This window comes from Streptomyces sp. NPDC107550 (assembly GCF_055639095.1).
On sequence record NZ_JBVKBC010000005.1, the window covers coordinates 274,530 to 298,198 of the forward strand.

Genomic DNA, 23,669 nt, shown 5'->3' on the forward strand with positions numbered 1-23,669 from the left:
CGCGCGGCCGCGACTGATGATGCCCTGCAGCAGTGAGCGACGTTTCACGTGAAACACGATGCACCGCGGCCCAGTGCGCTCCGGGGCGACACCCCGGGATGCGTACGTTTGACAGCTTGTGTGGAGTACCGCCGGTCGTCAGAGCGGATCAGCGGTACTCAGCGACGGCCCGTACCCGGCGGCCCGCTACGAAGGCACCGGTACAAACCACCGCTACGAAGGCACCAGTACGAAGGCACCGGTACGACAGGGGCTCAGCGCCGGCGGCGGGCGCGCCCCGTACGGGCCGCCTTGGCGCGCTTGGCGGCGAACCGCACACCGCCCGGGCTCTCGCCGACCTCGACCCGGACCACCGTGGACAGCGGGTCCACGACGCCCTCGCCGACGTGGAGCACGGAAGTCTCCACCGCGCCGAGCTTGCTCAGCGCGGCCCCGGCGCCCTTGATCTCCTCCTCGGCGGTGTCGCCCTTGAGCGCGAGCATCTCTCCGTACGGCCGCAGCAGCGGGACGCCCCACGCGGCGAGCCGGTCGAGGGGGGCGACGGCCCGCGCGGTGACGACATGGACGGGGGGCAGCTTGCCGAGGACTTCCTCGGCGCGGCCGCGCACCACGGTCACATGGTCGAGGCCGAGCAGTTCGACGACCTCGGTGAGGAAGTTCGTGCGCCGCAGCAGCGGTTCCAGGAGCGTGATCTTGAGGTCGGGACGGACCAGGGCCAGGGGGATGCCCGGCAGGCCGGCGCCCGAGCCGACGTCGCACACGGTGACGCCCTCGGGGACCACCTCGGAGAGCACGGCGCAGTTCAGGATGTGGCGCTCCCACAGGCGCGGCACCTCGCGCGGGCCGATGAGCCCCCGCTGCACGCCTGCGTCGGCGAGCAGCTCCGCGTACCGGACCGCGTCCGTGTAGCGCTCGCCGAATACCGCCCGGGCCTGCTCCGGCGCCGGGGGGAGCTGTGCTGCCTCCGTCACGGGGACCGTCCTTCCGTACCGCTCTACCGCTCTGGGTGGCTGACTATCAGGCTGACAAAGACCGGCCCCGCCTGCGAACAGACGGGGCCGGGACGAGACGTACCGCTCAGGCGGGCAGAACGACGACGAAGCGCTGCGGCTCCTCGCCCTCGGACTCGCTGCGCAGGCCGGCGGCCTTGACGGCGTCGTGGACGACCTTGCGCTCGAACGGCGTCATCGGCTGCATGCGGACCGGCTCACCGCTGCTCTTGGCCTCGGCCGCGGCCTTGGCGCCCTGCTCGGTCAGCTCGGCGCGCTTCTTGGCGCGGTAGCCGGCGATGTCGAGCATGAGGCGGCTGCGGTCGCCGGTCTCGCGGTGCACCGCGAGGCGCGTCAGCTCCTGGAGGGCTTCCAGGACCTCGCCGTCACGGCCGACCAGCTTGCTCAGGTCGCGGCTGCCCGCGTCGCCGACGATGGACACGGCGGCACGGTCCGCCTCGACGTCCATGTCGATGTCACCGTCGAGGTCGGCGATGTCCAGCAGACCCTCGAGGTAGTCCGCGGCGATCTCGCCTTCCTGCTCCAGGCGAGTCAGGGTGTCGCCACCCTCAGCGGGGGCCGAGGTGGTGCCTTCCGTCACGGGAGGGGCTCCTTCTTGCGTCGATGGCTTGCGCCGGCGTCGTACGTCGAGGTCTTACTTCTTGGACGGGGACTTGGGCCGCTGCGGGCCCTTGCGCTGTCCGGACTTGGCCTTGCTGCGCTGCTGGCCCCCGGCCTGCTTGGCGCCGCCGCCCGCTGCCTTGGCCGCCGGCTTGGCGTCCTGGGGAGCGTCCTTCTTCTCCAGGGACGGCTTCTCCTGGTCGGAGTCCTCCTTGGCCGCGCCCGCCGCGGTGGCCCCGGACTGACGCTGCGACTTCGACTGGCGCTTGGGCTGCTGCCGCTTGGGGGCGCCGCCGCCGGCGGGAGTCCCGTCCTCGTCGAGCACGGCGGTGGCGGACGTGCTCTGTGCCACCGTGCCGTCGGCCTGGGCGGCGAGACCGGCCTTGGTCAGACCGTTGATGAACTTGCGCTCGTACTCGTTGCGGTCGCGGCCCTTGGCGACGATGGCCTTGACGATGGCGCGCTCACGCTTGGTGCGGGTGGCGCTGTGCGTGACGACGTGCTTCTGCAGGCCCTCGAGCATCTTGGCCTGGGCCTTGGAGCCCGGGGTGGGGTTCCGGTTGATCACGTACATCTGCTGACCCATGGTCCAGACGTTGGTGGTCAGCCAGTAGACGAGGACACCGACGGGGAAGTTGATGCCCATGAAGAGGAAGATCAGCGGGAAGACGTACATCAGCATCTTCTGCTGCTGCATGAACGGCGTCTTCACCGTCAGGTCGACGTTGCGCGTCATGAGCTGGCGCTGCGTGTAGAACTGCGACGCCGACATCATCACGATCATGATGGCGGTGACGACGCGCACGTCGGTGAGCGACGAGCCCATCTTGGTGATGGTGTCCGCGCTGTCGTTGAACTTGGCGGCGAGCGGCGCGCCGAAGATGTGGGCCTTCTGGGCGCTGTCGAGCAGCGCCTGGTTGATGACGCCGACCTTCTTGCCGTCGGCGATGCCGGCCAGCGTGTGGTACAGCGCGAAGAAGAACGGCGACTGCACGAGGATGGGAAGGCACGAGGAGAGCGGGTTGGTGCCCGTCTCCTTGTACAGCTTCATCATCTCTTCGGACTGGCGCTGCTTGTCGTTCTTGTAGCGCTCCTGGATGGCCTTCATCTGAGGCTGGAGCAACTGCATGTTGCGCGTCGCCTTGATCTGCTTCACGAAGAGCGGGATCAGGCAGATGCGGATCAGCACCACCAGGAAGACGATGGACAGACCCCAGGCCCAGCCGGTGTCAGGGCCGAAGATGGCTCCGAAGACCTTGTGGAACTGGACGATGACCCAGGACACCGGGTACGTGAGAAACGCGAAGATGCCAGAAATCGCGTTGACGATATCGGAAATCATGTCCCTGATCAGGCTCCTTGGGCATGGGGCGGGGTCGCTGCGGACGGGCTGTCCTGGGTGGCGGTGCCGACGGCCTCATCTTCGGGGGCCGCTTTCTTGTCCCCGCGCAATGCGTCGCGGAGCATTTCGTGCCAGCGCGGCCGCTTACGCGGCGGAACGTGATCGACACCGCCGCGCGACCACGGATTGCATCGCAGGATGCGCCAGGCAGTCAGCGCCGTTCCCTTGATCGCACCGTGTCGGTCGATGGCCGTGTAGCCGTAGTGGGAGCACGACGGGTAGTACTTGCACACCGGGCCGAGCAGCGGACTGATCGTCCACTGATACAGCTTGATCAGGGCAAGCAGTGGGTATTTCATCGCGCGCCCCCTCCCAGTAGCCGCTGCAGGGCGGCGTCCAGGTCTCGGGCCAAGTGTGCGTGGGTGGCGTCGCCCGAGCCGGGCAACGCGCGTACGACTACCAGGCTACCTGGGGGCAACTGCGTCACTCGGTCGCGCATGAGGTGCCGAAGTCTGCGCTTCACCGCGTTGCGTACGACCGCTCCACCTACTGCCTTGCTCACGACGAAACCCGCACGCGGCGGGGAAACGCTCTCCCCGGGCGCGTGCGGGTCCGTTGAACCGCTGCGTAGATGGACGACGAGAAGCGGGCGTCCAGCCCGGCGTCCTCGGCGTACCGCGATGGCGAAGTCTTCGCGCCGCCTCAGCCGATGCTCGGTAGGCAGCACGTCATGACCTGATTACGCGGTCAGGCGGACAGGCGGGCGCGACCCTTGCCACGGCGGGACGCGAGAATCGCGCGGCCGGCACGGGTGCGCATCCGCAGCCGGAAGCCGTGGGTCTTCGCGCGACGACGGTTGTTCGGCTGGAAGGTGCGCTTGCTCACTCGGGGGCTCCAGAAGAAATCGTGTGGTGGCGGGACATCGCCTGGCTGTCACCGTGCGCCCACGAGTAGCTCGCGAATACGCCCGAGTGCACCGCTACACGGCCCGCAAGAACTGTGGATCGTGACCTTGCCCATCGGAGGCAGGCGGCAGCAGCCATCGACAACTCGACCTCGCCACGGTACGCGCGGCTACGCCATCCGGTCAAACCGACCGTACGCGGGAGACACTGTCCACAGGCTGGGGACAACAACTTGAACCGCAGCCGTCGCGCTGACTACCTTGGCTGAACTCCGATTCGTTCCCTTCTCACCACCCCACCCGATTTTCTGCCCGACCCGTCCCCAGAACCACACGTTCGTGGGACCAGCGAGAGAGCGTGCCCTGTGGCTGACGTACCTGCCGATCTTGCCGCAGTGTGGCCACGAGTTCTGGAACAACTCCTCGGTGAAGGTCGCGGGCAGGGCGTCGAGACGAAGGACGAGCACTGGATCCGGCGCTGCCAGCCGCTGGCGCTGGTGGCGGACACCGCGCTGCTGGCCGTGCCGAACGAGTTCGCCAAGGGCGTCCTTGAGGGCCGGCTCGCCCCGGCCGTCAGCGAGACGCTGAGCCGCGAGTGCGGCCGCCCGATCCGCATCGCGATCACGGTCGACGACTCCGTGGGCGAGCAGCCCGCGGCACAGCCCGCCCCGCCGGCCCCGCAGCAGCCCCGCTACGAGGAGGCCGAGCTGCCCCAGGCGCCGGCCGCATCGCAGGACAGTTACGACAGCCGTGACGCACGCGACTCCTATGAGACACGCGACACGTACGAGTCCCGTGAGACGTACGAGTCGCGTGAGCCGGGCCGGGAGCGCGAGACGTACGACGGCCGGGACGCACGGGACGCACGGGACACGCGCGACGGACGTGAGGCACGCGACGGACGTGACAAGCGGGACTCTCGTGACGCCTATGATGGCGGTTACGAGCGCGGCGGCCAGGGCCCCCGCGAGGACCAGCTGCCGACGGCCCGCCCCGCCTACCCGGACTACCAGCGCCCCCAGCCCGGCGCCTGGCCGCGCCCGCAGCAGGACGAGTACGGCTGGCAGCAGCCGCGGCTCGGCTTCCCTGAGCGCGACCCGTACGCCACGCCCTCGCAGCCGCAGCACGACTACCGCCAGCCCGAGCGGCCCCTGTACGAGCAGCAGTCGTACGAGCCCGAGCGCGGGCGCTACGACCAGCAGCCGGAGCGTTCTCCCTACGACCAGAAGCCGGCGGAGCGTTCCCCGTACGAGGACCGGGACCGCGACCGCGACCGGGACCGCGATCGTGACCGGGAACGCCCGGCGTACGAGGACCGTTCCACCTATGACGACCGCGCCGGTTACGAGGAGCGCCCCCCTTACGACGAGCGCGGTGGGTACGAGCCCGCGCACGAGCGCCAGCCCCGGCGCGAGCCCGGCGAGGGTCCGATGGGCCCCGGCCGGCACGGGCAGGACGGCGGTCCGCCGCCCGGTGTGGTGCCCGGCGGTCCCGCGGGACACGGCGGCGGCCCGGGCGGACGAGGCGTGCCCAGCGGCGCGCCGGGTCCGCTCGCCGCGCAGCCCGCGCCCGCGACGGGCCCGGGCGAGCCGACGGCACGCCTGAACCCGAAGTACCTCTTCGACACCTTCGTCATCGGCGCGTCGAACCGGTTCGCGCACGCGGCGGCCGTCGCGGTCGCCGAGGCGCCGGCGAAGGCGTACAACCCCCTGTTCATCTATGGGGAGTCGGGCCTCGGCAAGACGCACCTGCTGCACGCCATCGGGCACTACGCGCGGAGCCTTTATCCCGGCACGCGCGTGCGGTACGTCAGCTCCGAGGAGTTCACGAACGAGTTCATCAACTCCATCCGCGACGGCAAGGGCGACTCCTTCAGGAAGCGCTACCGCGAGATGGACATCCTTCTTGTCGACGACATCCAGTTCCTCGCGGACAAGGAGTCGACGCAGGAGGAGTTCTTCCACACGTTCAACACGCTCCACAACGCGAACAAGCAGATCGTGCTCTCCAGCGACCGGCCGCCCAAGCAGTTGGTGACGCTGGAGGACCGGCTGCGCAACCGGTTCGAGTGGGGCCTGATCACGGACGTGCAGCCGCCCGAGCTGGAGACGCGCATCGCGATCCTCCGTAAGAAGGCGGTGCAGGAGCAGCTCAACGCGCCGCCGGAGGTCCTGGAGTTCATCGCGTCCCGCATCTCACGCAACATCCGTGAGCTGGAAGGGGCGTTGATCCGGGTCACGGCGTTCGCGTCGCTGAACCGGCAGCCGGTGGACCTCGGCCTCACGGAGATCGTCCTCAAGGACCTGATCCCGGGCGGCGAGGACGCGGCGCCCGAGATCACGGCGACGGCCATCATGGCGGCGACCGCGGACTACTTCGGGCTGACGGTCGAGGACCTGTGCGGATCCTCGCGCAGCCGCGTGCTGGTGACGGCGCGCCAGATCGCCATGTACCTGTGCCGTGAGCTGACGGATCTGTCGTTGCCGAAGATCGGGGCGCAGTTCGGCGGCCGGGACCACACGACGGTGATGCACGCGGACCGCAAGATCCGTGCGCTGATGGCGGAGCGGCGCTCCATCTACAACCAGGTCACCGAGCTGACGAACCGCATCAAGAACGGCTGACGCAGCCGTACACACCCTGTGGGCGCCCCGCACCGGCCGAGACCGGCGCGGGGCGCCTTTCTGTGTGCTGCGTACGGAGTCCTTCGTACGGCTGCGTACGGCTTCCTGCCGCGTACGGCTTCTGCGTACGGCTCCTGAGGACGGCACGGCACGCCCGGGCCACTCCGGGACGCCACCCCGCGACGCTTCCCGCGCCCTCTGACGCCCCTCAGGCACCCCCACCGGAGCCCTTCAGCCCCCTCCAGCGCCCTCCCGGAGCCCCCGGACCGCCCGCGGCGGCTCTCCCGGACGGCTCACGCGCAGCCCTCGGTGTTCGATTTCCCGGCACGTTACGGGTGTTCTCCACAGATGTGCCGGGTTTCTCGGGTCCACACCCTGGGGACCGCGAAGTTGTCCATACTGCGTCCACAGCGCACGGTAGTGACGGATCATCAGCCCAGGTCAGAGGGGTGTGGATTCGTGGACAATCTTTCTCCACAGGCTGTGGACAGTTTTTTGTCCACAGGGGTGTGCATCGCGTTGTCCACCGCCGACCCACAGGATGACAGCCGTTGTGCACAGTGATCGGGAGCTTCTCCACACCGCTGTCCACTGTTCGGCAACGCGACGCGCCCCGTCACCGTCCCGAGTGAAAGGCGTCACACCAAGGGCGTCGATTGGCCTGTGGGGAACGCGGGTAAAGCTGGGGACGCACCTGGGGAGAAGTGGGCCTTGCCTGTGCATCGGGTGTGCAGAACTTTTCGCCGTCCACAGCAGGGGCCGGTTGTCCACCGCCCCGGCCCACAGGCGCAGTGGACAAAAAACCGGGACTGACCTGCGGAAACGCGGTTATCCACGGTTTCCACAGCCCCTACTACTACTCCCAACTAGAGAGAGCTGGGAATCCGTTTCGAAGTGGGGGCTGTGCACAACTCGCTGTCGGCGCCTCGACCGCGCCTCGGTGCGACTTGACCGAGGCGGGCAACGACTGTCAGTGCCGTGCGTCAGACTGGTCCCCGGAGTCCTCCCCCGCTGTGGGCCGAGCGACACCGGCGTCAGACGACGAAGACCGAAGACCAACGCAGGGCGAGAGCAGCCAGCAACAGCAGGAGGCGGCTTACGGTGAAGATCCGGGTGGAACGCGACGTACTCGCGGAGGCGGTGGCCTGGGCGGCGCGCAGCCTCCCGGCACGACCGCCTGCGCCCGTCCTCGCGGGCCTTCTGCTGAAGGCCGAGGAGGGCGCACTCAGCCTGTCGAGCTTCGACTACGAGGTCTCGGCACGCGTCTCCGTGGACGCGGAGATCGACGAAGAGGGCACGGTGCTGGTCTCCGGCCGCCTCCTCGCCGACATCTGCCGCGCCCTTCCCAACCGTCCGGTGGAGATCTCCACAGACGGTGTACGAGCGACCGTGGTCTGCGGCTCCTCGCGGTTCACACTCCACACGCTGCCTGTGGAGGAGTACCCGGCGCTGCCGCAGATGCCGACCGCCACGGGCACCGTCCCCGGTGAGGTCTTCGCCGCCGCCGCGTCGCAGGTGGCCATCGCGGCCGGCCGTGACGACACGCTGCCCGTCCTCACCGGTGTGCGCATCGAGATCGAGGGCGACACGGTGACGCTGGCGTCCACCGACCGCTACCGCTTCGCCGTCCGCGAGTTCCTGTGGAAGCCGGAGGACCCGGAGGCGTCCGCGGTCGCCCTGGTGCCCGCCAAGACGCTCCTGGACACCGCCAAGGCGCTCACCAGCGGCGACACGGTGACCCTCGCGCTGTCGGGCTCCGGCGCCGGTGAGGGCCTGATCGGCTTCGAGGGCGCGGGCCGCCGCACGACGACCCGCCTGCTCGAAGGCGACCTGCCGAAGTACCGCACGCTGTTCCCGACCGAGTTCAACTCGGTGGCCGTGATCGAGACCGCCCCCTTCGTGGAGGCCGTCAAGCGCGTCGCCCTGGTCGCCGAGCGCAACACGCCGGTCCGGCTCAGCTTCGAGCAGGGCGTGCTGATCCTGGAGGCCGGTTCCAGCGACGACGCACAGGCTGTGGAGCGGGTCGACGCCCAGCTCGACGGCGACGACATCTCGATCGCCTTCAACCCGACGTTCCTGCTCGACGGCCTGAGCGCGATCGACTCCCCGGTCGCCCAGCTCTCGTTCACGACGTCCACCAAGCCCGCGCTGCTGTCCGGCAAGCCGGCCGTGGACGCCGAGGCGGACGACGCGTACAAGTACCTGATCATGCCGGTGCGACTGTCCGGCTGAGGCCACCGCGGGCCGGCCGCTCAGGGTGCGTCTGAGCGGCTGTGCCCACAGGTGTGCGTGAGCGTCCGGGTTTAGGCTCGGACGCGGGTACGAGACCGGGCACGGGCCCCGTTCGCGCCTCCACGCGTGCGTGCGTTCTCGTACCGCTTCCGCACCACTCACGCCCCGTCGCAACGTAAGGAACCACTGATGGAGCTCGGTCTCGTCGGCCTCGGCAAGATGGGCGGCAACATGCGCGAGCGCATCCGCCGCGCAGGCCACACCGTCATCGGCTACGACCGCAACCCCGACCTCGCGGACGTCCACAGCCTCAAGGAGCTTGTGGACGGCCTCAAGGGCCCGCGCGTGGTGTGGGTGATGGTCCCGGCCGGCGCCGCGACCCAGTCCACCATCGACGAGCTGGGCGAGCTGCTCTCCGAGGGCGATGTCGTCGTCGACGGCGGCAACAGCCGCTGGACGGACGACGAGAAGCACGCCGCCGAGCTGGCCGCCAAGGGCATCGGCTTCGTCGACTGCGGTGTCTCCGGCGGCGTCTGGGGCCTGGAGAACGGCTACGCGCTGATGTACGGCGGCTCCGCCGAGGATGTCGCCAAGGTGCAGCCGGTCTTCGACGCCCTCAAGCCCGAGGGCGACTTCGGCGCGGTCCACGCGGGCAAGGTCGGCGCGGGACACTTCGCCAAGATGGTCCACAACGGCATCGAGTACGCCATGATGCAGGCGTACGCCGAAGGCTGGGAGCTGCTGGAAGCCGTCGACTCCGTGGACAACGTCCGCGAGGTCTTCCGCTCCTGGCAGGAAGGCACCGTCATCCGCTCCTGGCTGCTCGACCTCGCGGTCAACGCCCTGGACGGCGACGAGCACCTCGACAAGCTGCGCGGTTACGCCGCCGACTCGGGCGAGGGCCGCTGGACCGTCGAGGCCGCCATCGACAACGCGGTACCGCTCCCGGCGATCACCGCGTCGCTGTTCGCGCGGTTCGCCTCGCGCCAGGACGACTCGCCGCAGATGAAGATGGTCGCGGCCCTGCGCAACCAGTTCGGCGGCCACGCCGTGGAGAAGAAGTAGCCGTACGCCGTACGCGAAAGCGCGGGTGTACGCAGAGAACCGCTGTTCGGAGAACGTTGGGGGAGGTCGGCCCACGACCATGCACGTCACGCATCTGTCGCTGGCCGATTTCCGCTCGTACGCCCGGGCCGAGATCGCTCTCGACCCGGGCGTCACCGCGTTCGTGGGCCCCAACGGCCAGGGCAAGACGAACATCGTGGAGGCCGTCGGCTACCTGGCGACCCTGGGCAGCCACCGGGTCTCCTCCGACGCGCCGCTGGTGCGCATGGGCGCCGAGCGCGCTGTCGTACGGGCACAGGTGCGCCAGGGCGAGCGGCAGCAGCTCATCGAGCTGGAGCTGAACCCGGGCAAGGCCAACCGCGCCCGCATCAACAGGTCCTCGCAGGTCAAGCCCCGGGACGTGCTGGGGATCGTACGGACCGTGCTGTTCGCGCCCGAGGACCTGGCGCTCGTCAAGGGCGACCCGGGTGAGCGCCGGCGGTTCCTGGACGAGCTGATCACCGCCCGCTCCCCGCGCATGGCGGGCGTACGCGCCGACTACGACCGCGTCCTCAAGCAGCGCAACACCCTGCTGAAGTCCGCCGCGCTCGCCCGGCGCCACGGCGGCCGCACCATGGACCTCTCCACGCTCGACGTGTGGGACCAGCACCTCGCGCGCGCGGGCGCCGAACTGCTCGCCCCGCGCATCGACCTCATCGCCACGCTCCAGCCGCTCGCCGACAAGGCGTACGAGCAGGTGGCGCCCGGCGGCGGCCCGATCGCCCTGGAGTACAAGCCGTCCTCGCCCGACATCGCCGGCCACGCGCGCGAGGAGATGTACGAGCAACTGCTCGCCGCGCTCGAAGGCGCCCGCAAGCAGGAGATCGAGCGGGGCGTCACCCTCGTAGGACCGCACCGCGACGAGCTGCTGCTCAAGCTCGGGCGGCTGCCCGCGAAGGGGTACGCGAGCCACGGCGAGTCCTGGTCGTACGCGCTGGCGCTGCGGCTGGCCTCGTACGAGCTGCTGAAGGCCGAGGGGAACGAGCCGGTGCTCGTCCTCGACGACGTCTTCGCCGAGTTGGACGCCCGCCGCCGTGAGCGCCTCGCGGAGCTGGTGGCCCCCGGCGAGCAGGTCCTCGTGACCGCCGCGGTGGACGACGACGTGCCCGGAGTGCTGTCCGGCGCCCGGTACGCGGTGTCCGACGGCACGGTGGAGCGGCTGTGAGCGCCGGCGACGAGCAGCGCCCGGCGAAGGCCGACCAAGGCGTGGGGGTGCCCGAGCCGTCCGGCGTCGATCTCGCCCGGGTCGCGCTGCGGGCGGCGAAAGAAGCCGCACGCGCGCGTGGAGCGGCGGCGCAGCAGAAGAAGCAGGCGCGGCGCGGCGGTGGACTGCGCTCCGGGGCGCGGGCCGACGGGCGCGACCCGATGGGGCTCGGCGCCGCCATCAACCGGCTGATCACCGAGCGCGGCTGGGAGACGCCGGCCGCGGTCGGCGGCGTCATGGGCCGCTGGCCGCAGATCGTCGGCGAGGACCTGGCCAAGCACTGCGTGCCGCAGAAGTACGACGAGGACGAGCGCGTCCTGGTCGTGCAGTGCGACTCCACGGCCTGGGCGACGCAGGTCAGGATGCTGGCTCCGCAGCTGGTCAGGCGGCTGAACGAGGACCTGGGGCACGGCACGGTACGGCGTATCGACATCCGTAATCCGGGCAGTGGCGCGCGCCGTTACGGGCCCTTGCGCGCCCCCGGCAGCACCGGTCGTGACGACACCTTCGGGTGACCGCTCGATCACCGTAGCTGGGGGTTGACACCCTAAAGCGCTGAGTGCCGCTGTGAGCCTCTTGGAGCCCCGCACCGCATAGGGGGAGTCGGCCGAGACCGGTTGAGGGCGGCACATGCGGACTCAGGTACCGCCAAACCCCCATCACTGTCGGCGCTACCGGTACACTGGAAGACAATCCCGCCCCACTTGTGGGACGCACCGAGCAACGCTGACCAGGGCTTACCGAACCAACACGCCGCAGCCGCTCCGGCCACCAACCGGGAGCTTGGCTTGTGCTGTGCCAGAAAGGGCGCTTCGTGGCCGATTCCGGCAACCCCAACGAGAACATCCCGACCACCGACGGCGACGCGCACGCGCACGTGGGAGCCACAGACGCCTCCTACGACGCGAGCGCGATCACCGTCCTCGAAGGGCTGGACGCGGTCCGCAAGCGACCTGGCATGTACATCGGCTCGACCGGTGAGCGTGGCCTGCACCACATGGTGCAGGAGGTCGTGGACAACTCCGTCGACGAGGCGCTGGCCGGCCACGCCGACACGATCGACGTCACGATCCTCGCCGACGGCGGCGTGCGCGTCATCGACAACGGCCGCGGCATCCCCGTCGGCATCATCCCCTCCGAGGGCAAGCCGGCCGTCGAGGTCGTCCTGACCGTGCTGCACGCGGGCGGCAAGTTCGGCGGCGGCGGCTACGCCGTCTCCGGCGGTCTGCACGGCGTCGGCGTCTCCGTGGTCAACGCCCTGTCCACCCGGGTCTCCGTGGAGATCAAGACGGACGGCCACCGCTGGACGCAGGACTACAAGGCGGGCGTGCCGACCGCGCCGCTCGCCAAGCACGAGGCGACGACCGAGACGGGCACCGCCGTCACGTTCTGGGCCGACGGCGACATCTTCGAGACGACCGAGTACTCCTTCGAGACGCTGTCGCGGCGCTTCCAGGAGATGGCCTTCCTCAACAAGGGCCTGACGATCAAGCTGACGGACGAGCGCGAGTCGGCGAAGGCCACCGCGGGCGCCGACGCGAACGAGGCGGGCGACGACACCGCCTGGGAGCCGCGTTCGGTGACGTACCACTACGAAGGCGGCATCGTCGACTTCGTGAAGTACCTCAACTCCCGCAAGGGCGAGGTCGTCCACCCCACCGTGATCGACATCGAGGCCGAGGACAAGGAGCGCCTGCTCTCCGTCGAGGTCGCGATGCAGTGGAACACGAGCTACAGCGAGGGCGTCTACTCCTTCGCCAACACGATCCACACGCACGAGGGCGGCACCCACGAGGAGGGCTTCCGCGCCGCGCTGACCGGCCTCATCAACCGGTACGCGCGCGACAAGAAGCTGCTGCGCGAGAAGGACGACAACCTCACGGGTGACGACATCCGCGAGGGTCTGACCGCGATCATCTCGGTGAAGCTCGGCGAGCCGCAGTTCGAGGGCCAGACCAAGACCAAGCTCGGCAACACCGAGGCGAAGACGTTCGTGCAGAAGGTCGTGCACGAGCACCTCACCGACTGGCTGGACCGCAACCCGGTCGAGGCCTCGGAGATCATCCGCAAGTCCATCCAGGCCGCCACCGCGCGCGTAGCGGCACGCAAGGCGCGCGACCTCACGCGCCGCAAGGGCCTGCTGGAGACCGCGTCCCTGCCGGGCAAGCTCTCCGACTGCCAGTCGAACGACCCCACCAAGTGCGAGATCTTCATCGTCGAGGGTGACTCCGCCGGCGGCTCGGCCAAGTCCGGCCGCGACCCGATGTACCAGGCCATCCTGCCGATCCGCGGCAAGATCCTGAACGTCGAGAAGGCGCGCATCGACAAGATCCTGCACAACCAGGAGATCCAGGCGCTGATCTCGGCCTTCGGCACCGGAGTCCACGAGGACTTCGACATCGAGAAGCTGCGCTATCACAAGATCATCCTGATGGCGGACGCCGACGTCGACGGCCAGCACATCAACACCCTGCTGCTGACCTTCCTGTTCCGCTTCATGCGCCCGCTCGTCGAGGCCGGACACGTCTTCCTGTCCCGCCCGCCGCTGTACAAGATCAAGTGGGGCCGGGACGACTTCGAGTACGCGTACTCGGACCGTGAGCGTGACGCGCTGATCGCGCTGGGCCGGGAGAACGGCAAGCGCATCCGCGACGACTCGGTCCAGCGCTTCAAGGGTCTCGGTGAGATGAACGCCGAGGAGCTGCGCGTGACGACCATGGACCAGGAGCACCGCGTCCTCGGCCAGGTCACGCTCGACGACGCCGCCCAGGCCGACGACCTGTTCTCGGTCCTCATGGGTGAGGACGTCGAGGCCCGCCGCTCGTTCATCCAGCGCAACGCCAAGGACGTCCGCTTCCTCGACATCTGAGTCGGTCTTCCGCTGACCGCCGCAGAAAGGATCTTCACCAGCAATGGCCGACGAGAACACTGAGAGCACCCCTGCCGAGGAAGGCGCCATCGCCATGCGGATCGAGCCCGTCGGGCTCGAGACCGAGATGCAGCGCTCCTACCTCGACTACGCGATGTCCGTCATCGTCTCGCGCGCGCTGCCGGACGTACGCGACGGCCTCAAGCCCGTGCACCGCCGCGTCCTGTACGCCATGTACGACGGCGGCTACCGCCCCGAGAAGGGCTTCTACAAGTGCGCCCGCGTCGTCGGCGACGTCATGGGCAACTACCACCCGCACGGCGACTCCTCGATCTACGACGCCCTGGTGCGCCTCGCCCAGCCGTGGTCGATGCGGATGCCGCTGGTGGACTCCAACGGCAACTTCGGCTCCCCGGGCAACGACCCGGCGGCCGCCATGCGCTACACCGAGTGCAAGATGGCGCCGCTGTCGATGGAGATGGTCCGCGACATCGACGAGGAGACCGTCGACTTCACGGACAACTACGACGGCCGCTCCCAGGAGCCGACCGTCCTGCCCGCCCGCTTCCCGAACCTGCTGATCAACGGCTCGGCCGGCATCGCGGTCGGCATGGCGACCAACATCCCGCCGCACAACCTGCGCGAGGTCGCCGCCGGCGCCCAGTGGTACCTGGAGAACCCGGAGGCGTCGCACGAGGAGCTGCTCGACGCCCTCATCGAGCGCATCAAGGGCCCCGACTTCCCCACCGGCGCCCTCGTCGTCGGCCGCAAGGGCATCGAGGAGGCGTACCGCACCGGGCGCGGCTCCATCACGATGCGCGCGGTCGTCGAGGTCGAGGAGATCCAGAACCGCCAGTGCCTGGTGGTCACCGAGCTGCCCTACCAGGTCAACCCGGACAACCTCGCGCAGAAGATCGCCGACCTCGTCAAGGACGGCAAGGTCGGCGGCATCGCCGACGTCCGCGACGAGACCAGCTCCCGTACGGGCCAGCGCCTGGTCATCGTCCTCAAGCGGGACGCGGTCGCCAAGGTCGTCCTCAACAACCTGTACAAGCACACCGACCTCCAGACGAACTTCGGCGCCAACATGCTGGCGCTCGTCGACGGCGTGCCGCGCACCCTCTCGCTGGACGCGTTCATCCGGCACTGGGTGACGCACCAGATCGAGGTCATCGTCCGCAGGACCAAGTTCCGGCTGCGCAAGGCCGAGGAGCGCGCGCACATCCTGCGCGGCCTCCTGAAGGCCCTGGACGCCATCGACGAGGTCATCGCCCTCATCCGGCGCAGCGACACCGTGGACGTGGCGCGAGAGGGCCTCATGGGCCTCCTGGAGATCGACGAGATCCAGGCGAACGCGATCCTGGAGATGCAGCTCCGCCGGCTGGCCGCCCTGGAGCGCCAGAAGATCGTGCAGGAGCACGACGAGCTGCAGGCGAAGATCAACGAGTACAACCAGATCCTCGCCTCGCCGGTCCGCCAGCGCGGCATCATCAGCGAGGAGCTGGCCGCGATCGTCGAGAAGTTCGGCGACGACCGCCGCTCCAAGCTGGTCCCCTTCGAAGGTGACATGTCCATCGAGGACCTGATCGCCGAAGAGGACATCGTCGTCACCATCACGCGCGGCGGCTACGTCAAGCGCACCAAGACGGACGACTACCGCTCCCAGAAGCGCGGCGGCAAGGGCGTACGCGGCACGAAGCTCAAGGAAGACGACATCGTCGACCACTTCTTCGTGTCCACGACCCACCACTGGCTGCTGTTCTTCACCAACAAGGGCCGCGTCTACCGCGCGAAGGCGTACGAGCTTCCCGACGCAGGCCGCGACGCGCGCGGGCAGCACGTGGCGAACCTGCTGGCGTTCCAGCCGGACGAGGCCATCGCCGAGATCCTCGCGATCCGGGACTACGAGGCAGCGCCCTACCTGGTCCTCGCCACCAAGGCGGGCCTCGTGAAGAAGACGCCGCTCAAGGACTACGACTCGCCGCGCTCCGGCGGTGTCATCGCCATCAACCTGCGCGAGGCCGCCGACGGCTCCGACGACGAGCTGATCGGCGCCGAGCTGGTCTCCTCCGAGGACGACCTGCTGCTCATCAGCAAGAAGGCGCAGTCCATCCGGTTCACCGCGACGGACGACGCGCTGCGCCCGATGGGCCGTGCCACCTCGGGTGTGAAGGGCATGAGTTTCCGCGAGGGCGACGAACTGCTCTCGATGAATGTCGTCCGGCCCGGTACGTTCGTGTTCACCGCCACGGACGGCGGGTACGCGAAGCGCACCAACGTCGACGACTACCGCGTCCAGGGTCGCGGTGGCCTCGGTATCAAGGCCGCCAAGATCGTGGAGGACCGCGGCGAGCTGGTGGGCGCGCTGGTGGTGGAGGAGACCGATGAGATCCTTGCCATCACGTTGTCCGGCGGTGTGATTCGCACGCGAGTCAACGAGGTCAGGGAGACAGGCCGTGACACCATGGGCGTCCAACTGATCAACCTGGGCAAGCGCGATGCCGTCGTCGGCATCGCACGTAACGCCGAGGCCGGTCGTGAGGCTGAGGAAGTCGACGGCGACGTGCCGCAGGACGCGGACGACGCCCTCAACGACGAATCGGGCCAGGACACGAACCCGGCTGTCGGGACGGACGAGGGCGGGCAGTCCTCGGCCGAGTAGCGCGAGGAGAGAGTCATCGTGAGCGGAGCCACGGGCGCAGGCTCTACCGGGACATCCACCGGTACGGACACCGAGAGCGGCCGTGGCTCCGCTCATGACACCAACGGCTCTCAGAGCTCGAACAGCCTGAACGGCTCGAATGGCTCGAACGGCACGCACAGCTCGCACAGCTCGAACGAAACGCACCGCGCGCGTGGTGCGAACGGCTCACATGAGTCTCATGGATCTTCCCAGGGGGGAACTGTGACGGACACCCGAGGTCCGCAGACCCAGCAATACGCGGCGGGCGACGGCGGTCCTCTGCCCGGGGAGAGGCCGCAGCCGCAGCAGCAGGCCGGCCCTTACCACCCGCCCCAGGCGTATCAGAACACTCCGGGCGACGCGGTCCGCCGCCCCCGCACCGGGGCGCGCACGACTCCGCGCACGCGCAAGGCACGCCTGCGCGTGGCGAAGGCCGACCCGTGGTCGGTCATGAAGGTCAGCTTCCTGCTGTCCATCGCGCTCGGCATCTGCACGATCGTGGCGGCGGCCGTGCTGTGGATGGTCATGGACGCCATGGGTGTCTTCTCCACGGTCGGCGGCACGATCTCCGAGGCCACGGGCTCCAACGAGTCCAACGGCTTCGACCTCCAGTCCTTCCTGTCGCTGCCGCGCGTGCTGATGTTCACGACGGTCATCGCGGTCATCGACGTCGTCCTGGCGACGGCCCTGGCCACGCTCGGCGCGTTCATCTACAACCTCTCCGCCGGCTTCGTCGGCGGCGTCGAGCTGACGCTCGCCGAGGACGAGTGAGCGGGGCGCTGCGCCCGGCGTAGCGGCTGGTGGGCGGGCCGGACCTATCGATTTTGGGACTGGCCCCCCAGTGCGCTAATCTTCAGGAGTCAGCGCGCGGGACACACACCGCAGAGCGCGGCGGGGCTATAGCTCAGTTGGTTAGAGCGCATCCCTGATAAGGATGAGGCCACAGGTTCAAATCCTGTTAGCCCCACATCATGAAGACCTCCGGTCCACCAGGGCCGGGGGTCTTTTGTCGTTCCGGATTCTTCCTGGGTCAGCGGTTGCGCAGGCCGGCTACGACGATTCCGACCACCACCAAGACGCCCACCAGGACGACGAACCAGTCGGGCATCAACTCAAGGCCCTTGTACGCGAGGGGGACGGTCACGGGCTGCGCACCTCCTTGGGTGAGAACAGCTACCGGGTGCCCGTCCTCAGGCGCTCTATGGCGTCGCCTGTGCGTCTCAGGGCGCTCTCAGGGGTCTGGCTCGGACTCGGGTGCCGGCGCGCATGCGGAACGGGCCCGCGCAGCCGGAGAGGCTGGGGCCTGGCCTGGAGAGGCGTACGTTGCTTGCGCATGCGGGGCTTGCCGGTTCTCTAAGCGTGCGTGGGGTGGTGCTCGGAGGTTCTGTTCTTCGTCTGCTGTTCGCGTCGCGTCGGGGCTTCCGCGCGCTGTCCTGCGTACTCACGTGTACGTGTACGCGTACGCGCGCGTGGTCGTGCGGTAGTTGCTGTCTGCCGTCTGCTGCCCGCGCGGGGTGCGCCTGCTCGGCGGCCTCGTGGAGCTGTTTCCCGTACGTACGGCAGTGCACGTGGTGCTTGCTGTGTGCTGCGTGTGGTGGTGCTGGGTTGTGCGGTGTTGCGGGTACGTCAGTGCATCAGTCACGTCAGGTCTTGCGGGGTGGTGCGGGGCTACGGCTGGGCCGTGAGGGCTTCGTTCGCCAGCGCGGTGGTGTCGGCGGCGGCGCTGTCGCTCTGCTCGGTCTCGGCCGGCGGACGCTGGCGGTGGCTCGGGGCGGAACCGTGGGCCTCGGCGTGGATGCGCTGCTTCATCGTCGGCGGCAGGGACCTCTTGAATGCCCAGAACGGGCGGGCCGCCGCGACGCTCGCCGGGGCGCTGACCGCGGGCTTGCTCGCCTCCTCGGTCTGCTGTACCGGAGTGGCGGCGGTGGCCGGGGAGACCAGGCCGAGGGCGGAGAAGAGAGCGATGAAGGCGGAGATGACGACGGTCCACAGCGTCAGGACCTTGTTCCGGGCCATGACGACCTCACTTTCGGGTTGGGCGATTTGCGTACTTTCCTCATGATGTGTACGAGGAGTCCGAAGTGCGGGACCGACGCTCATGGCGCGTCGATCTTCCGATAAACAGCACTCGGATGGAGGTAAGGGGACGAAAGGTGCCGTGTGAGGCCGCGGAAGGGGCGCGCGGAGGGTGTGACGGTGGAGGGGAGACGTCCGCTTCTACTGCTTTTCGGCCTGCGGGAGTTGGGCCCCATCCAGGTCACCGATCGGTATCGGTCGGTGTGTATAGTCGGGCGCCAGAGGTCCCCTACGTCAAGGAAAGACGAGGTCGCGCGGTGAAGAAGCTTCTCCTGGTCGCACTGGCCGCCATCGGCGGGCTCCTCGTGTACCGCCAGATCCAGGCGGATCGCGCCGAGCAGGATCTGTGGACGGAGGCGACTGACTCCGTGCCCACGGGTTCGTGAGTATCGACACCAGACTCCGCGAAGCCCCGGTCGCTGCTAGCGGCCGGGGCTTTGTGCTGTGCGCGTACCGGTGTTCCGGCCTTCTGGTGCTTCGGCGTTCCGGGGTGCCGGGAGGGCGTTGCGGCGGCAAATGAGTGGCGGGATTCCGTCGCATGCCGGACAGTGCGGCTCCTCGGGCGGCAGGATGACCGTCCATGGGGAGACGGAACAGGCGGCCGGTACGAGGGCGGGGCGGCCGGGGCCCGGGCGCGGCCGTCGGCGCGGCGGGGCTGTGTGTGCTGCTCGCGGCGTCGGTGTCAGTGGCGGTGCCGGTAACGGTGGCAGCCGGGGCGGCGACCGCGCCGGACGCGGGGACGTACGTGTTCGCAAAGGACGCACAGCCCGTCGACGCCGCTGCCACCAGCGCTGACGCCGCGCGACTTGTACCCGGCGAGACCTACCGCAGCACTCTCGGAGCGGGCGCGAAGAGCGGCCCGGCCGCACGCTCCTTCTACCGCGTCGACCTCGACGGCGCCGCTGCCGCCTACGCCTCGGCCATCGCCGTCCCGCCGCAGGGCCGCTCCGCGCGCGCGGGTTACACGGACGGCATCACGCTCACGCTCCAGGACGCTCAGGGCCATCGGTGCGACGCGCGGCGGGCGACCTTCGGCGCCGGCGGCTTTCCGCGGCCCGTCGCGGCCGTCGCGGAACGACTCGTACGACCTGGCGTCCCCGGCGCGCGCTGCCAGACCGCCGGCACGTACTACATGGTGGTCGAACGCATGACCGCCTCCGATGCGTCGCGGGCTCCCTGGGGACTCGAACTGCACGTCGCCACCGAACCCGGCCTCGTCACGCCCCTCCCGACCGGCACGTCGTCCGCCTCGCCCTCCGCCTCCGCGTCCGCGCCGGGCGGCGAGGGCGTGCGGCGCAGTGGCGGCACCGGTTTCAACGACGCCCGCGCGCTCACGGACGGCGCCTGGGCCGATGACATCGCGCCTGGCCAGAGCCGCTTCTTCCGTGTTCCGGTGGACTGGGGGCAACGGTTGTCGGTGAGCGCGGAGGTGGGCAGCGGCGGTGGCCGGGGCGGGAGGTTCGTGCCGGGGGCGCTCGATGTGGCGCTGTACAACCCGGCGCGCGCCTCGGTGGCGTCCCGTCAGGCGGCTTACGGGGGTGGCGAGTCGGCCTCGACGACCTTCGCGCCGCTGCCTCCCGTGGCGTACGAGAACCGTTTCCTCTCCGGTGCTGACGGGCGGGCGGCGATGCGGTTGGCGGGCTGGTACTACCTGCGGGTCTCCCTGAACCCGGACGTCGCAAACGGCCTCGGCGCGGGTGCGACGGCGCGGGCCACGCTCCGGGTGACGGTCGACGGGGAGCCGGGGAAGGCGCCGGACTATGTGCGCGATCCGGGGGAGTTCCAGGTCACGGCGGCGGACCGGCGGGCGGCGCAGCGCGGGGACGGCGGGGCCGTGTGGGGCGCGTCGGGCGAGCCTTCGGCCCCGGCGTCGGCCTCCGCGTCGGCCTCCGCTTCGGGTACGGGGCCTGGTGCGGCCGGCGGTGCCGGGGGCTCGGGTGTCTCGGGTGCGGCGGCCGACGCGGCGGGCCGGAGCCCGGTCATGACGGCGGTGGGCGTCGCCGGGATCGGCACGGGGGCGCTGCTCGTGCTGTGGCTGGGCGGATGGCGGGCCCGGGATGTATGGCGATTGCGGCGGGCGGAGCGCGGGGCCCGGGGACGCCTCAGGTCTGCGTCAGCGCCCAGATTCCTACGGTGAAGCAGACCAGGGCGAGGAAAAGCACCGGGACCGCCACTCGAACGGGTGGCCCTGGACGCCGTCCGGGAACTCCTGCGTCGCGGCGTGCGTACAGAGAGTGACGACGTCGGGGGTTTGCTCGATGTACTCGGGTGGCCTGAGCGGCGTGGTGCGGGGGCGCGGGGACAGGGGGAGCGGCCGTGGGAGGGGACGGGGCGGAAGCGGGGCTTGGCGCGGGGCGAGAGACGGGGGGTGGCGCAGGACTGAGGGGCGCGGCGGCGGGCGGCGGCAGGTGGAAGCTACCCGTCTCCGACATGGCGGAGGTCTCCGAGGAGGCGGATGGCTCGGGCGTGGGGGAGGTCTCGGGTGTGGGGGAGGTTCCCGGTGCGGAGGAAGGGTGAGGGTGGCCTGCGGGCCGAGGTCGCGTTGGGTCGCTGACAGCGGGGGAAGGAGGGGGCGTCACAGGTAGGGGCGGGACGGCAGGCGGCGCGGGGAACGCCGGCGGTACGGGGAAACCGGGGGTGGGTGATGACGTGGGAGCGGGCGTTGGTCCGGGCGTGGGCGTGGGTGCGGGCGTTGGTCCGGGCGTCGGCGTCGGCGTGGGCGTGGAATTGGGTGTGGGAGGGAGCGTGGGAGCTGGGACGGGAGAGGGCGCTGACGTGGAGGTGGAGGTGGTTGTGGAGGAGGGAGCCGTGGCGGGGCCCTGATCCGACCCGGCAGGGGCCGGCCCGTGCGGGGAGCGGGCGCGGCGGCCTCGCGCGGCGGGGCCTTCCGGACCGAACCCGGGCGGCAGCGGCCCGAGATGGTCGAAGACCTCGATCAACTCGTCGTCGGGCCCTGGATCCGGCAGCAGTTCCGAGGCCGCGAGCAACGCCTTCCGCGCCCCCGTCGCCGTACGGAACCGCGCTTCCGGGTCGGGCTGGAGCAACCCGGCGAGCACGTCCCACAGCGGACCGGGCACCCCCCGCGGAGCGCTCGGCGTGCCGTGCTCGGCGAAGTGCTCGATGAGGGCCTGGGAGTCGGGCTTGGCGCCTTCGAGGAGGTAGAGGGCTACGAGGCCGGCGGCGAACAGGTCGGCGGGGAAGTCGGGTTCGGCGCCGAGGGCCTGCTCGGGAGCGATGTACCCGGGCGTGCCCAGCACGTGGTCCGTGACCGTCAGACGCGGCTCGTCCTTGCGCATGGCGATGCCGAAGTCCGACAGGCGCAGATGCGGCAGGCCCGTGCCGGTGGCGTCCAGCAGGATGTTGGCCGGCTTGATGTCCCGGTGCACGACCCCCTCGGCGTGCACGGCGGTGAGACCGGAAAGGAGCTGATCGAGCAGGACGCACACGAAGTACGGCGGCAGCGGCCCGTAGTCGCCGGTCAGGTGGGCGAGGGACCCGCCCGCGACGAGGTCCATGGTGAACAGGACCTTGTCGTCGTCCGCGGCCCAGCTGGCGGGGGCGAGGACGTGCGGGTGATCGATGCGCAGGGCCTGTTCGCGGACGAAGCGGAGCAGGGTGTGGGCGTCGCTCTGCTGGAGGACCTTGGCGGCGACATAGCGGCGGCGCCGGTGGTCCCAGGCTCGCCAGACCGCGCCGACTCCCCCGCGGCCGATCGGGTCGGCCAGTTCGTAGCGCCCGGCGAAGACCTCACCCATGGTCGTGCGTCGCTCCCCTCCCGGACCCGTGCTGCGCAGGCCCACTCGGTCGGACGGTTCCGGTCGAACGGCCGGTGCGGAGGGCCCCGGCCGGCGACGGACAGCCCGCCCGCCATGTCGATGCCGCGAGCGCCAGCGCCCCTCCGGAGCGCAGGCTCCGAGTCGGGGCGGGCCCGCGCTCGCGCACCGGACGGCGACCGGCGCCCCGGTCGGCTACCCCGAGCCCGCGGCCTCCCACCTCCGAACCCGGGCCCGCGAGCGCCCCGAGCCCACTGGCCCCCCGTCCCAATCCCACTGCCTCCCGGCGCCCCGAGCCCTGGCCCCCGTACCAACTAAATAGCGCACCGCACCCGTGTCCTGCTGTCGCGGCGATGTGTACCCGTACGGAGGCCCGCTCAACTCCCGCACGGCTCCCCGGCGTAAGCCAAATCCCCGGACCAGGGCTCCCCGGCGCCGGTTCAGCCCACCCGGCGCCCCCGCAAGCAGCCCCGGCGCTCAGCCGACCCACCCGGCGTCTCCCCGGCCCCGGCCCAGAACTTCCCTGCGCTGAACTGCCGCGCCCTGAACTCGCCCGCCCCCGGGTTCAGTTCTGGTGGGACTGGTAGTGGGCTACGGCGTCGGAGGTGCGGCCGGCGCCGTAGACGCGGAGGAACTCGGCCAGTTCGGGGTGGGTGGGGGCGAGGGAGTCGGCGGCGTCGATGATGTCGCCGGCCGCTGCCACGGACCGCAGGAGGGACTGGATCTCGCGGACGACGCGCTTGACGGTCGGGGCGCCGGAACCGGTGGAGGGCTGACCGGCGCTGGTGAGCACGGACCCGCCCTGGGACTTCTTGATCTCGTCCATGCGCTCGGTGGCCTCGGCGGCGCTGACGCTGCCGTCGGCGACCTGGCCGGCGAGGTCCTGGAGCAACTGGACGCGCTGGACCACCGCGGGGTTTCCGATCTTGGCCCGCTGGCCGCTCATGAGCTGGGACAGCATGGGCGCGGACAGGCCGAGGACACCGGCGAGGCGGGCCTGGTTCAGGCCCAGGTCTTCTATGAGGCGACGGAAGAGCGCCCCGAGGGGCTCCCCGTACCAGTTCCGCTGGAGCTCCCGGGCTCTAGCGGTAGCTTCCTGCTGTGCGGCGTCCATTGCGTCTCCCCATCGCTTCCCCAAGTACGGCCCTTCGCTGCCGCGAAGCACCGTGGGGCATCTTACGGAGAGTGGTCGTCCACCGGGACCCCCAATCCTTTTGCGAGATCCGGGGGATGACCCGGTACTCTGGT

General features: G+C 70.0%; 19 protein-coding genes and 1 tRNA gene. 11 read left to right on the plus strand and 9 right to left on the minus strand.

Going from position 1 to position 23,669, the window contains the following annotated elements; all coding sequences use genetic code 11:
• Positions 1-254 precede the first annotated feature (254 nt).
• The 6 genes from rsmG to rpmH form a co-directional block, all read right to left on the minus strand.
• Positions 255-971: a 16S rRNA (guanine(527)-N(7))-methyltransferase RsmG gene (gene rsmG, locus ACZ7LY_RS10285; RefSeq protein WP_471624084.1), complete on the minus strand. Its 717-nt coding sequence runs from the start codon at positions 969-971 to the stop codon at positions 255-257.
• Positions 972-1,077: 106 nt separating this feature from the next.
• Positions 1,078-1,590, minus strand: coding sequence for a Jag family protein (locus ACZ7LY_RS10290; RefSeq protein WP_471624085.1), 513 nt, complete (start codon positions 1,588-1,590; stop codon positions 1,078-1,080).
• A gap of 54 nt (positions 1,591-1,644) precedes the next feature.
• Positions 1,645-2,952, minus strand: a complete 1,308-nt coding sequence (gene yidC / locus ACZ7LY_RS10295; RefSeq protein WP_471624086.1) for a membrane protein insertase YidC — start codon at positions 2,950-2,952, stop codon at positions 1,645-1,647.
• An 8-nt stretch (positions 2,953-2,960) separates the two neighbouring features.
• Positions 2,961-3,311 carry a membrane protein insertion efficiency factor YidD gene (yidD, locus tag ACZ7LY_RS10300; RefSeq protein WP_471624087.1) on the minus strand — a complete coding sequence of 117 codons (351 nt, stop codon included), beginning with the start codon at positions 3,309-3,311 and terminating at the stop codon, positions 2,961-2,963.
• Positions 3,308-3,679 (minus strand): ribonuclease P protein component, encoded by a 372-nt coding sequence (gene rnpA / locus ACZ7LY_RS10305; RefSeq protein WP_471624088.1) that lies wholly within the window; start codon positions 3,677-3,679, stop codon positions 3,308-3,310. The genes yidD and rnpA overlap by 4 nt, the downstream gene beginning before the upstream one ends.
• A 20-nt stretch (positions 3,680-3,699) precedes the next feature.
• On the minus strand, positions 3,700-3,837 hold the full coding sequence (gene rpmH, locus ACZ7LY_RS10310) for a 50S ribosomal protein L34 (protein ID WP_003949374.1): 138 nt from the start codon (positions 3,835-3,837) through the stop codon (positions 3,700-3,702).
• A gap of 384 nt (positions 3,838-4,221) precedes the next feature.
• Between rpmH and dnaA the strand changes: the two genes are divergently transcribed.
• The 9 genes from dnaA (at position 4,222) to ACZ7LY_RS10355 (ending at position 17,539) form a co-directional block, all read left to right on the plus strand.
• Entirely contained in the window at positions 4,222-6,480 is a 2,259-nt protein-coding gene (gene dnaA, locus ACZ7LY_RS10315) for a chromosomal replication initiator protein DnaA (protein WP_471624089.1), read from the plus strand.
• 1,101 nt (positions 6,481-7,581) lie between these two features.
• A complete protein-coding gene (dnaN, locus tag ACZ7LY_RS10320) occupies positions 7,582-8,712 on the plus strand; it encodes a DNA polymerase III subunit beta (RefSeq protein ID WP_471624090.1) in 1,131 nt (376 codons plus the stop codon).
• A 189-nt stretch (positions 8,713-8,901) separates the two neighbouring features.
• Entirely contained in the window at positions 8,902-9,777 is an 876-nt protein-coding gene (gene gnd, locus ACZ7LY_RS10325) for a phosphogluconate dehydrogenase (NAD(+)-dependent, decarboxylating) (RefSeq protein WP_471624091.1), read from the plus strand.
• A gap of 79 nt (positions 9,778-9,856) precedes the next feature.
• Positions 9,857-10,981 carry a DNA replication/repair protein RecF gene (recF, locus tag ACZ7LY_RS10330; RefSeq protein ID WP_471624092.1) on the plus strand — a complete coding sequence of 375 codons (1,125 nt, stop codon included), beginning with the start codon at positions 9,857-9,859 and terminating at the stop codon, positions 10,979-10,981.
• Positions 10,978-11,535 (plus strand): DciA family protein, encoded by a 558-nt coding sequence (locus ACZ7LY_RS10335; protein WP_471624093.1) that lies wholly within the window; start codon positions 10,978-10,980, stop codon positions 11,533-11,535. Before recF ends, ACZ7LY_RS10335 begins: the two co-directional genes overlap by 4 nt.
• A 275-nt stretch (positions 11,536-11,810) precedes the next feature.
• Positions 11,811-13,889 carry a DNA topoisomerase (ATP-hydrolyzing) subunit B gene (gene gyrB, locus ACZ7LY_RS10340; RefSeq protein WP_471624094.1) on the plus strand — a complete coding sequence of 693 codons (2,079 nt, stop codon included), beginning with the start codon at positions 11,811-11,813 and terminating at the stop codon, positions 13,887-13,889.
• Between the two features lie 43 nt (positions 13,890-13,932).
• Positions 13,933-16,551 carry a DNA gyrase subunit A gene (gene gyrA / locus ACZ7LY_RS10345; RefSeq protein WP_471624095.1) on the plus strand — a complete coding sequence of 873 codons (2,619 nt, stop codon included), beginning with the start codon at positions 13,933-13,935 and terminating at the stop codon, positions 16,549-16,551.
• Positions 16,552-16,569: 18 nt separating this feature from the next.
• On the plus strand, positions 16,570-17,343 hold the full coding sequence (locus tag ACZ7LY_RS10350) for a DUF3566 domain-containing protein (protein WP_471624096.1): 774 nt from the start codon (positions 16,570-16,572) through the stop codon (positions 17,341-17,343).
• Between the two features lie 122 nt (positions 17,344-17,465).
• Positions 17,466-17,539, plus strand: a tRNA-Ile gene (locus tag ACZ7LY_RS10355).
• Positions 17,540-18,240: 701 nt separating this feature from the next.
• Here ACZ7LY_RS10355 and ACZ7LY_RS10360 read toward each other — a convergent pair.
• Positions 18,241-18,588: a DUF6344 domain-containing protein gene (locus tag ACZ7LY_RS10360; protein WP_471624097.1), complete on the minus strand. Its 348-nt coding sequence runs from the start codon at positions 18,586-18,588 to the stop codon at positions 18,241-18,243.
• A gap of 317 nt (positions 18,589-18,905) precedes the next feature.
• Between ACZ7LY_RS10360 and ACZ7LY_RS10365 the strand changes: the two genes are divergently transcribed.
• Complete coding sequence (locus tag ACZ7LY_RS10365) at positions 18,906-19,034, plus strand: DLW-39 family protein (protein ID WP_003999697.1); 129 nt, start codon at positions 18,906-18,908, stop codon at positions 19,032-19,034.
• A gap of 194 nt (positions 19,035-19,228) precedes the next feature.
• Entirely contained in the window at positions 19,229-20,785 is a 1,557-nt protein-coding gene (locus tag ACZ7LY_RS10370) for a hypothetical protein (RefSeq protein WP_471624098.1), read from the plus strand.
• On the opposite strand, the gene ACZ7LY_RS10375 is transcribed toward ACZ7LY_RS10370, so the two are convergent.
• Both ACZ7LY_RS10375 and ACZ7LY_RS10380 read right to left on the minus strand, forming a co-directional pair.
• Positions 20,751-22,403 carry a serine/threonine-protein kinase gene (locus ACZ7LY_RS10375; protein ID WP_471624099.1) on the minus strand — a complete coding sequence of 551 codons (1,653 nt, stop codon included), beginning with the start codon at positions 22,401-22,403 and terminating at the stop codon, positions 20,751-20,753. The genes ACZ7LY_RS10370 and ACZ7LY_RS10375 overlap by 35 nt on opposite strands.
• Before the next feature lie 583 nt (positions 22,404-22,986).
• A complete protein-coding gene (locus ACZ7LY_RS10380) occupies positions 22,987-23,535 on the minus strand; it encodes a helix-turn-helix domain-containing protein (RefSeq protein ID WP_471624100.1) in 549 nt (182 codons plus the stop codon).
• Between the last annotated feature and the right edge of the window lie 134 nt (positions 23,536-23,669).